Raw genomic sequence first — 11,082 nt, forward strand, 5'->3', positions numbered from 1 at the left:
ATTAAATTATCTCCCTAATATCATTAAATTTCTCATATTGAATTTTTACATTTTTAATTCCAGGAGTATCGGTATTATAGAAAGTAGTATTTTTAAAAAATTGATATATCTCTTTTGTTTTCCTTGTTTCCTTTATCGTCTCTTCTAAATCATCTAGACTATTTACTATTTTAAGTTGAATGTGATTTTGGGCATTTGCTTCTTGACAAATTAAAATTGGAGAAAATGAAGAACCCATAAAACTATACCCATCAGTAAAATTGAAGCCCTCTCGTTGTAATTCTTGCTTAATTTGTACTAACTCATCACTTGCAATGTTATGTATGTAAATATATGGACAAAACGGCGTTGGCGTTCTTTTAGATAAATTTGACCATTTAGCTGAAACTATATGTAACAATTCTTTTACATCTGCCCTTATATATTCTGCATCATATGCTTCTATTAAAAAGAACCTTTCAAAAGGGGATGTATTTAAAAATGTGAAGTATTCCGTCCTTAATTTTCTTAATAAACTCTCTTTTCCTTTATAAAAAGAAAGCCATTCATTAAATAAAAATTGTTTGTTATCAATCTTTTTTATAAAATCCATTTTATAGATAGTTCTATTCTCTACATCCCCTTGAATAGATAGTTCTTTTATAACCTTTAGCGAATTATTGTAATAATAATTTTCTGCATCAAAAAGGGTACAATTAAAGATGCCTCTTAACTGTTCCAATATTTCACTAAATTGAAAGTCATAATTTTTTGCCATTATATCAATGGATAATCGAGAAATAAATACATTCAAATCCGTATCATCTAGTCCTAAATCTTCGTGGTGTAAGTATTCAACACCTTCTTTTTTATATGTAAGAAAATGTGTTTTTAAAAAATCAACGGATAACGGTAAAATCAACTTTTCATGACCCCTTTTGTAGTGTCCATAAAGGTAATAATTAATACTAGGCTTAAGTCCGTCCTTAACCTCTTTATAGTGGTTTAACATTAATCTAATAGGTTTTCCAATTACGGAATGATTATATTCTGACTTTGCATAGTATTTACACTGGATCGCAGTTTCGTCATTTAAAGTTTTAATATCAATATCTTCAATCCCTTCAATTGTTATAGAATCATTATTATTAGGCAATTCTAATAATTTGCTTATTGAATAATCAAATTGATAAAAATAACCAGTAATTGTGTCTGTAGCAGATCGGTTGCTCATTGATTTTTCCTTTCCTTTTGGCAGATTTCGCTATATTTAATTATATAATATCAAACTTATGTAATACTTTGTAAATTCTAATAAATTATGTAACTTTTTATTTTTAGGGAATTTTCTTTCTTAATAAAAGGGAATGTAAATTAAACTGTTTCAGGCATTAAAATAATGTGATGTATTTGGCGTAGAATCTTGTGTTTTCAATTCTCAAATGTGGTCAATCACCCTCCAGTTGCGTTAATAACACTTTTCGTTAGTTCCTAATATAATAAAAAACACCTCTTTCCAGTATTATCATGGATTTAAGACGATTTTATCTACTCAGATTTAGTTGTGTTAATAGATTATTAATAGATTCCCTATCCCCTGATTGCTGATCATAATTTATATTAAATTCGTACGAAAAATAGGGAAACCTAGTTAAATAACTTGTTACTGGGTGCCTCTGTTAAATTAATCCCTTTGCAAAATACTATCTAGATAATTAGCAAAGTAGTTGGCATCATAAATACTATTTAAAGCACTCTCACCATATAGTTCTTTAGATAGTTTAGGATAGTTCCTTCTTCCACTATCCTGCTTACGGTGAAAAAAAGTGTTTCTATTTATTACAAAAACACTTCCAATTGCTGATAAAATACTTAAAGGCAGTCCCTATTGTAAGGACTGCCTAAACATAGTAATTTAAAGGTTCTTTGAGCTGAGTCTTCTTCTAAAATTTCACCTAATGAATATTATGTTTTCTGAAATTACCACCCTTAACTTCCGCTACGTCATATACCGTAACAAAAGCAGATTCGTCGATTTCATTAATAATTTCTTTCATTTTGCTTTCTTCTAAGCGGTTAATGACACATGTGATTTCCTTAAATTTTTCATGGGAATAACCACCGTAAGCTTCTTTATATGTCGCACTTCGACCTAAGCGATCACGTATAGTCTCTACCATTAATTTGGGTTGAGTTGTGATAATTGTAAAGGTTTTTGAGCCGCTTAAACCTTCTTCAACGATGTGAATCACTTTAGAAGCAATAAAGTAAGCAATTGCCGAAAGAATTGCTCCTTGTAGACCGAATACGGTTGAAATGACAATAAATACAAACGTGTTTAAGAAAAGAATGAGATCACTTGTCCCAAACGGTAATTTTCGAGATAGCAGTACAGCTAGCATATCAATTCCATCTAATGCTCCTCCATTCCGCAATGCTAACCCCATCCCAAAACCTAGGATAATTCCACCAACAACGGTAACTAATAAAGTATCTCCTTCAATAATCGCTGGGGTATGGTGCATAAGGATTGTACCAACAGCTAGTGAAGCTATTCCAATAGTCGAATAAATTGCAAAATTTTTACCAATTTGTTGATAGCCTAGCCAGATAAAAGGAATGTTTATAACTGCAATTAGAACTCCTAAGGGTAATCCAAACAGTTGTGAACCAACGATACTAAGACCTGTCACACCCCCATCAGATACGTTGTTTGGGATTAATACAGCTTCTAGTCCATACGCCGCTATAAATCCACCAATAATTACCATCAATCCTCGTAAAATCATTTTTAGTTTTTTAGGCTTATGCTTTTTCATATATTTCTCACCTTAATTCCTGGAATTTTATCAATATCATCCTAAATTTCCACTGTTTGGTCGCGGTGGTCCGGGTTATCGATACCCACGTTAAATAATCACAAAAACTTCCATGTCTTCCTCCTTCTATATTATGCTATTTCCACCAAAAACTCGAATTCTTTGCCCTATCAATGATATATAACCTGAAAGAAAATCTTTTCCCATAATAGAACAGAAAAAAACTAGGATTAGTACTTTACTAATCCCAGGAGCAATAAGTTAATCAAATTTAAAGGGATTTTGGCTTAGCTGGTTAAGTTGAGAAATGTCAGATTACGGAGTTTAGCAATAAAGTTTTTAGGGAAAACGGGATGTATCCATTCAGATGAAAGGAGATGCCTTCCATGAAGAAAAATAAATACTTGTTTGGAATGATGACAGCCATTTTGTCCATGGGGTTATTAGTAGCATGCGACGATGGTGTGGATGAAGATGAGCCAGATCCAAGCGAAGAACCATCTGAACAACAAGAAGATGATTCCCAATAATCGGCAAAACGTATTGAACGATCTAGGTGATAGGGATTTTTATCGTTGTTTTTACTCAATGCTGGCTTTTACTAGCTTTGGTTTTACAAAATGTTGTTACTTGCAAGTATTTACAAGTAACAACATCCTATTTTTAAGAATTCTAACATTCTTAGTTAAATATATTTACTTCCAGAACATTACTTCGCTTCTCTACTTGATCTCACTTGAGGAACCACATCACAAGTCTCTTGATAGAAATCTAGCATTCTCTCTTTTAAGTCAACCAGAACATTCGATAATGAGCTATCATCAATTTTATTTTCAGTTTCTCCAGGATCTTTTTCTAAATCATATAATTCATCCGTTTCATAATATCTTCGCACATATTTGAATTTCTTTGTACGAATCATCGTAGCTTTTGTATGCTCTGGCCCCTCACTGCGTTGCATTTCCCCTCTCGGCCAATACAACATCGAAGGATCCTCGTTTGCGGGTGCTGATTCATTGGCATGAAATTCCCCATTCAGACGTCCACCTTCACAGAATACAGCATCTCGGTGGTTATCTGTTTCTCCACTAATAATCGGAACCAATGATTTACCAAAATGAGTATAATCAGGTGTAATTCCCGCATAGTGTTGCACTGTAGCAGTTAAATCAACCAGTTCTACGAGTGCATCACTTATTCTAGGTTCTATCGCACTATTTGCGGGAGGTTTTACAATAAATGGTACTCTTGTCAAACAGTCTTCAAATGTATTTTGTGTTTTTTCAACAAGTCCGTAATCTCCGGCGAAATCCCCATGATCTGAAAAGAAAAAGACTGCCGTATCATCATAAATCCCTGCTTCTTTAAGCGCTTCCAATAACAGACCAAACTGAAAATCCACACGTGAGCACATACCATAATAGGTTGCTCGAAGTTCTGTCCATTGGTCCTCTGTCCAACTTTGCATGTTATATTTCTCCCTCAGTCCTGACAGCATAGATGGTTTGTTATTTGAAAGTTTGTCCACTGAAATTCGTTCTGGTAAAAGTGACTTATCTACAAGCTTGTACCATTCCTTCTCTACTGCATATGGAGGATGTGGATAAAGAATTGGTAAATAGATGCACATTGGCTTATCTTCAGGTGCATTTTTAATTAGATCAATAGCTCCTAAAATATTCGCCCAGTCTGAATCATAATAGTAATCTTCATCACTTCTCTCTTTAAGCTCACCCACAAAGAAGGAGTAGTAAGTATCACTACCAGGTTCTCCTCGCCAATTATCTTTAGTACCATGGTATACCCCACCAAACATAGGTTTAGGCTGTTTTTCAGGAACATATTTAACATCACAATAAGCTTCAAATCCATTTTCAGATGGTACAAGATCATTTTTTCCGCCCCACCAGACAAAATACCCTTCATCCTTCAGTTGCTTTAACAATACTGGCTCTTCAGGACTCATCATATGATACATCGTCCGGTGTCCTCTTACATGTGGGTACCAGCCAGACATAAATGAACATCGGCTTGGAGTACATACTGGGTTTTGACAAAATGCATTTCGAAAAGAAACAGCATCATCAGAAACTAGTTTGTCTAAATTCGGCGTAATGGCAGCAGCATTTCCCATATGCCCCATGACGTCGCCTCTCCATTGATCAGGATTAAATAATATAATATGAGGTTTTTTCTTCATTTAAAAATTCCTCCGTTTACTCATTCTAGTTACGTCTATCTATTACTTTTTTGATAAAGATAATTTCATACTAAACAGCTTCTCTATTATTTTCTTTATCATCAATCTCTTTTAATATTTTTGAATGTATCGCATTCGTTATCGGATAGAATTTCCAAATAAGCAATAAACTAACTCCAAATCCGATAATCGGTACTAGGAAATATAAATTAGAAATCATACTTAAAGCTTCAGGTGTTTGTTCTTGTCCTGCAACATATCCAGCAGCTCCTAATAATGCCCCAGAATGAAGACCTCCAATAGCTGCACCAACTTTATTTGTAAAAATCATCGTAGAATGAACCGTAGCAGAACCGTTGATACCTGTTTTCCATTTTCCGAAATCCACACAATCTGGTAACATCATCCATGGCAATACAGCTGTAAATGGAACTAAAACCTTTACAAGAACAGATAAAACAAAGATTAGCATTACATTCTCAGGAGGAGTCATTAACAATATAGCCGATGGAAGCATTGTGATAAAACAACTGATATTTAATATGTTTTTCTTACCATACTTTTTCACTAGTTGTGGAATAACAAAATAGATAGGAATCGCTAGGGCTGTACCCCAAATAAATAATTGTGTATAAAGATCTGGTCTATCCATGTTATATTGCCAATAGTAAATAGCTACTGCAGAATTTATGATCAATGCTCCAGTCTTTACTACAGTAGCAGCCAATAACGCTAGTAATGGGCCATTTGTTGAAATTAATTTAATTTGTTCTTTTATTGAAGGATGTGCGTTATGTGAATGTAAGGCATTTTCAGTAATGACCTCATTTGTATCATGAGCTTTTGCACCATGTGCACAAAGTAAATATGAAATAATGGTAGATAATGAAAACAAGAGTGTTGCCAAAAACCATCCTTTTTGTCCACTTCCAAAATAAGCAACTAAAGGAAGTACTGAACCAGACACCGCTAAACCTCCAAGGTTACCCATTAAGTTTTTCGCTGTTACTAACCAATTTCTCTGACTAGGATCTTTACTTATAACTGCGCTCAAAGCGTGATATGGTATGTTCACAATAGAAGATACAAAAGAGTAACCAACATAGGTTGCAATTGCATAAGCAAATTTTCCTGATGGACTTAAATCAGGAGCAGTAAATAATAGCATAGTTGTCATAGCTAATAGTGGTGAACCAAAAATTAACCAAGGTCTAAATGTTCCCCATCTACTTCTTGTTCTGTCCGTAAGCATTCCTAACAAAGGGTCCAAAAATGCATCAATAAGCCTAACAACTAAAAATACGGTACCAACCGCAGCAGGTGAAATCTTAAATACATCGGTATAAAAATACATTAAGAAAGATACAGTATAGATAAATAATAGGTTTGAACCAAATCCACCAAAAGAATATAAAAATATCTCACTTTTTTTGACACTTGCATTCTGTGAACTCATATCCTTGCCTCCTTAGTAATGTAAAATTAAAATGTTTTGAAAAATTAGCTTTCCTGTCATTCCATATAATAAAGCCCATTTAAAAGAACCTTTTCCTAATTAGCTTGTACGACCCGCTAATCCAATGAAATACTTTGCTTTTTCCTTTTCATCATCTAGTAAAGAAATATCAATAAATTTCTCAACACTTTCAGCAGATATCCTATTGAATATGGAACCTACTATAAATTCTTCAAACTTCTTTAACAGATCTTGTCGGGCAAGCTCAGGTGTAATATTTAGTAATGCCCTGATTTGATTTTGTGCAGCTTTATCCCATTGATGCTCCTCTAATATACTTATTTGTTCAGCTTTCCTAATAGCTTCTTTCTGTTTCATTAATTCCTCAATAGACATGATTCCATCCTCAGGAATACCTAATCGAACAAATTGTTCCTTAGGTGCATCATTTTTTCTCATTTGCTCCGCCATTTTTTTGATTAACATCAATTCAATTTCCGGATCTTCAATTTCCTCTTTTTGTTCTGGATCTGTTGTTAAGTTGAACAGTTTTGATCCATATTGAAATGCGTTAACAAACCCGCTCCTAGTTTGAGTTTTCATTGTTTGGCACCCTTTAGTAAATGAAAACGGCTCTTGTATTTCAATGTTCTGTAATTCCCCTGGAGAAAATAGCTGTCTCATATGTGTCGGCATTAATGTATATTCAAATAACGGTTTATTTTCTGGAGAGACAGGACTCCTCATATAGATATATTTCCCATCTGTTATATTGACATGACCTCCATGGAATCCAAATAAAGCGGTTTCACGAATTGGCTGATCTGAGTGAATCACTTGTCTTAACGGCTTTCCATCCAAATCATCAGGTAATTGAACACCAAAGAATTCAAGTAAAGTAGGAGCTAAATCTACTGTTTGTACGAGCGACTGTCTTCTTTCTCCTTTTTTACCTTCTCTAGGATCCCAAACGAATAGTGGCGTGTGAGCAATTTCATCATAGACCGGCATCACACTTTTGGACCACCATCCATGCTCACCTAATAAATATCCATGATCTGTATTAACAATTAACATTGTATCTTTCCACATATCATGTTCATCCATCATGTCCATGACTTTTCCTAAATAATTGTCGCACATACTTAATAGTGCTGCATATTCATACTTACCATGTTCTACAACCTCATCCGATTCTTGAACAAAATAATAAGGTGGCCAATCAAAATGTTTACCATTATACTCATGAGGATACAGATCCTTGTATTGTTGATAAGCAAAAAATGGTTCATGAGGATCAAATGTCTCTAGCTGTAGAAACCAATTGTCTTCGTCTTTGTTTTTTTGGATAAAATCCATTCCTAAAGAAAATGTAACAGCCTGTGGATGTTTTTCTTCTGATTCAAAATAACTTCGATTAACAATATCTTGTTTAAACATATTAGAACTAGCAAACGGCTCTGGTGTTTCAGTTTCTGGAATTTCTGGATCTTTTACATGACCTTTCCATGGGTCACCCTCTTGTCCACGAACCATCTCGAAGGAACTATATCTTGGATGATATGTGGCGCCACCATCTTCCCAATAATGCTGGTGATCTGTTACTAAATGTGTGTATACACCATTTTTTTTCAACATTTCTGGCATTGAATTGTCAAACGGTTCAATAGGACCCCAGCTACGATGTAAAAAGTTATAACGTCCTGTATGGAGCTCTCTTCTTGCTGGCATACACGGTAAGCTCCCCGCGTAACACTGATCAAATGCGACTGTCTTCTCTCCTAACCGTTTAAAATTCGGAGCATGTGTCCAGTCACATCCATAGTTTGGAAGCATATGCAGATTTAGTGAATCAAACATCACCATAATTGCTCGCATTGTTCTCATCTCCTCTTTTATTTTTTCTGCTGAATCAAAATCGCTTTGTATCTTTTGAAGAGTTATTCCTAAAATATAAAAGCGCTTTTACAAATTGTAAAAAATAAAAATTACAATGAATTACAATATAAATTTCAAAAATATTAATAATGTGGAAGCGCTTTTACTTTCTATGCAACAAATTTATCAGATATTTAAAAACCATGCAATAACAATTAATTTATAGGGTATAACAAAATGTTATACATTGTTATTCTAGAAATCATCATTATCGATTGACCATCGTTAATAAATTTGATAAGTTTTAATTGTGGAAGCACTTCCACAATTAAAACTTTCTTTTATCTTTGAAAGGAACATAATATGTTTTTCTTTCAAAAACATATTATTGTGGTGATCATTTATGAAAGCATCTATCTATGACGTAGCAAATTTAGCTGGAGTTTCTATTTCAACCGTTTCAAGAGTTTTAAATAAAAGTGGGTATGTAAGCAGCAAAACGGAAAAAAAAGTATATGATGCAGTTGATAAATTAAATTATATACCTAACGTTGTTGCCCAAAACTTAGCAAAAAATGAAACCAAATTAATCGGATTATATTTCCCCCCTTTAGTTGACTCAAAAGAAATTTTATCAAGTACGTATATCCTAGAGTTTATAAAAGGAGTTAACGATGTATTGATTCAATCGGGATATCATCTCCTTTTGATTAATGAAATGAATGATAGAGAACAAATTCTATCGGATAAATGTAGACCTCAGTATTATTCTTTTATTAAACAAAACCGTATAGATGGCCTTATTCTAGGTAGTGCTCCTATTGCATGCTCTTCCTTCTTAGAGCTACTAAATCTAAAATTGCCCATGGTATATATTGGTGAAAAACTTTTCCATAATAACGGGCTTAATGTTTACGCTCAATTTAAACAATATAATAAAGATGTATTGGACTATTTTTATAGCAGGGGTCATCGGCATGTAGCTGTTATTAGTTTAGACGAAAGATTAGAGTCAGTGATTCGTGAGTTCAAGGAAGATAAACATAATGAAGTGCTAAAGATTGAGCATTATTTTGATCCAGAAAACGTGGAGCCTTATCTTGACTTGTTAAGGGACATTTTCACTGGTGAAGATAAACCTTCAGCATTATTGGTTCATGATCTATCAAAGATCCAACAGACAATTAACTTTTTAAACAATATACAATTGTCTGTTCCTGAAGACGTTTCGATCATGACGATCGAACATAAATATCAAGAAGCTGAAAAATGCTTTCCTTCCGTGACAAGTGTTTATGTACCAGCCTATCAAATGGGGGTTGAAGCTGCTAATGTCCTCTTTGAATATATACGAGGGTCACAAGACTATTCTAAGGAAATGATTATTGATTCAAAGATCATAGAACGGAAATCTGTTAAGTACATGACAGATTTCAGCAATATCTGATTTGGACTGAAAACACCCTGCTCAAGCTGAGTCGTTTATATTTTAAAGGATGTGACGAAATGAAAAATGAACAAAAGATGTCGTGTTGTTCTTCAATTAAAAGAGGAGAAACACTTCAAGACAAGGAACCTATAACACAACCAACTCAAGAAATCACAACATCAACTGAGGCTCAATTTAAAGATAAAATGGTATATATTCCTGGTGGAGAATTTTTAATGGGAACAAATGAAAAAGAAGGTTTTCCTGCTGATGGTGAGGGTCCTGTTCGGAAAGTAAAAGTAGATCCTTTTTTAATCGATCGTTATGCTGTAACGAATGCTGAATTTAAGCAATTTGTACAAGCTACTGGATATGTAACCGAATCAGAAAAATTTGGTTGGTCATTTGTGTTTTACAGTTTCTTACCCCCACAGATTTTAGGTCAGGTAAATCGAGTTGTTTCGACCCCTTGGTGGTGTGGGGTAAATGGTGCTTTTTGGTATCAACCAGAAGGTCCAGGCTCAACGATCGATGACCGTATGAATCATCCAGTTGTTCATGTAACCTGGAATGATGCCCAAGCCTTTTGTAAATGGGCTGGTAAGCGATTGCCAACAGAAGCTGAATGGGAATATGCTGCACGCGGAGGCCTTGAGCAAAAAAGATACCCATGGGGTGATGAATTAACTCCTAATGGTGAGCATTACTGTAATATTTGGCAAGGAAAATTTCCTGAAAGAAATACTCTCGAGGATGGTTTTAACGGGACAGCTCCGGCGAAATCTTTCCCTGAAAACGGTTATGGTCTATATAACATGTCCGGAAATGTATGGGAATGGTGTTCCGATTGGTTTAACAGAAGTATTCACAATCGTGGAGGACGTACAAATCCCGGGGGACCATCAACAGGTGAAACAAGGATCATGCGTGGGGGCTCCTATTTATGTCATGTTTCTTATTGTAATCGTTACCGTGTTGCTGCCCGTACCTCAAATACACCAGATAGTTCATCAGGGCATTTAGGGTTTCGATGTGTGGCAGATGTGTAACCTTTTGTATAAACTCTTAAGATAATAAAAAAAGAATAAAAGAATCTTCAACTTTCTATTTTGAATAATAGTTGAAGATTCTTTTTATTGTTGGTTAAATCACTTTTATTTCACGACTAGACCTAACATGTGGAACCACATCAAATTAAACTGGCACCCGTGTCAAGGACACAAGAAAAAAAGAGTCACGCAACTAGAAGATGATTCCTATATTGGTTAGGGGTCATCTTTTTTAAATTCCATTGATAACGGTAATTGTTATAGTAAACCAT

Annotated in this window: 9 protein-coding genes; 3 read left to right on the forward strand and 6 right to left on the reverse strand. The window is 34.4% G+C overall.

From position 1 onward, the window contains the following. Position 1: 1 nt before the first annotated feature. Positions 2–1,213: a DUF4297 family anti-phage-associated protein gene (locus I7822_RS20905; RefSeq protein ID WP_207981007.1), complete on the reverse strand. Its 1,212-nt coding sequence runs from the start codon at positions 1,211–1,213 to the stop codon at positions 2–4. Between the two features lie 721 nt (positions 1,214–1,934). Continuing rightward, positions 1,935–2,798, reverse strand: a complete 864-nt coding sequence (locus I7822_RS20910) for a YitT family protein (RefSeq protein WP_207981008.1) — start codon at positions 2,796–2,798, stop codon at positions 1,935–1,937. 386 nt (positions 2,799–3,184) lie between these two features. On the opposite strand from I7822_RS20910, the gene I7822_RS20915 reads away from it, so the two are divergent. Continuing rightward, a complete protein-coding gene (locus I7822_RS20915; protein WP_207981009.1) occupies positions 3,185–3,328 on the forward strand; it encodes a hypothetical protein in 144 nt (47 codons plus the stop codon). Positions 3,329–3,507: 179 nt separating this feature from the next. Here I7822_RS20915 and I7822_RS20920 read toward each other — a convergent pair whose 3' ends face one another. The 3 genes from I7822_RS20920 to I7822_RS20930 all read right to left on the reverse strand — a co-directional run bounded on the left by I7822_RS20920 (position 3,508) and on the right by I7822_RS20930 (position 8,332). Beyond that, complete coding sequence (locus I7822_RS20920) at positions 3,508–4,998, reverse strand: sulfatase family protein (RefSeq protein WP_207981010.1); 1,491 nt, start codon at positions 4,996–4,998, stop codon at positions 3,508–3,510. 70 nt (positions 4,999–5,068) lie between these two features. Continuing rightward, positions 5,069–6,454: a glycoside-pentoside-hexuronide (GPH):cation symporter gene (locus I7822_RS20925; protein ID WP_207981011.1), complete on the reverse strand. Its 1,386-nt coding sequence runs from the start codon at positions 6,452–6,454 to the stop codon at positions 5,069–5,071. A 99-nt stretch (positions 6,455–6,553) separates the two neighbouring features. Continuing rightward, positions 6,554–8,332 carry a sulfatase gene (locus I7822_RS20930; RefSeq protein WP_207981012.1) on the reverse strand — a complete coding sequence of 593 codons (1,779 nt, stop codon included), beginning with the start codon at positions 8,330–8,332 and terminating at the stop codon, positions 6,554–6,556. A 403-nt stretch (positions 8,333–8,735) separates the two neighbouring features. On the opposite strand from I7822_RS20930, the gene I7822_RS20935 reads away from it, so the two are divergent. Together I7822_RS20935 and I7822_RS20940 are read left to right on the forward strand one after the other, a co-directional pair. After that, entirely contained in the window at positions 8,736–9,779 is a 1,044-nt protein-coding gene (locus I7822_RS20935) for a LacI family DNA-binding transcriptional regulator (protein ID WP_207981013.1), read from the forward strand. Positions 9,780–9,838: 59 nt separating this feature from the next. Further along, a complete protein-coding gene (locus I7822_RS20940; protein WP_207981014.1) occupies positions 9,839–10,810 on the forward strand; it encodes a formylglycine-generating enzyme family protein in 972 nt (323 codons plus the stop codon). Between the two features lie 185 nt (positions 10,811–10,995). Here the strand turns inward: I7822_RS20940 and I7822_RS20945 are convergent. Next, on the reverse strand, positions 10,996–11,082 hold an 87-nt coding region (locus I7822_RS20945; RefSeq protein WP_207978019.1), incomplete at its 5' end, for an IS3 family transposase.

The organism is Metabacillus bambusae, assembly GCF_017497975.1.
Taxonomy (GTDB): domain Bacteria; phylum Bacillota; class Bacilli; order Bacillales; family Bacillaceae; genus Metabacillus; species Metabacillus bambusae.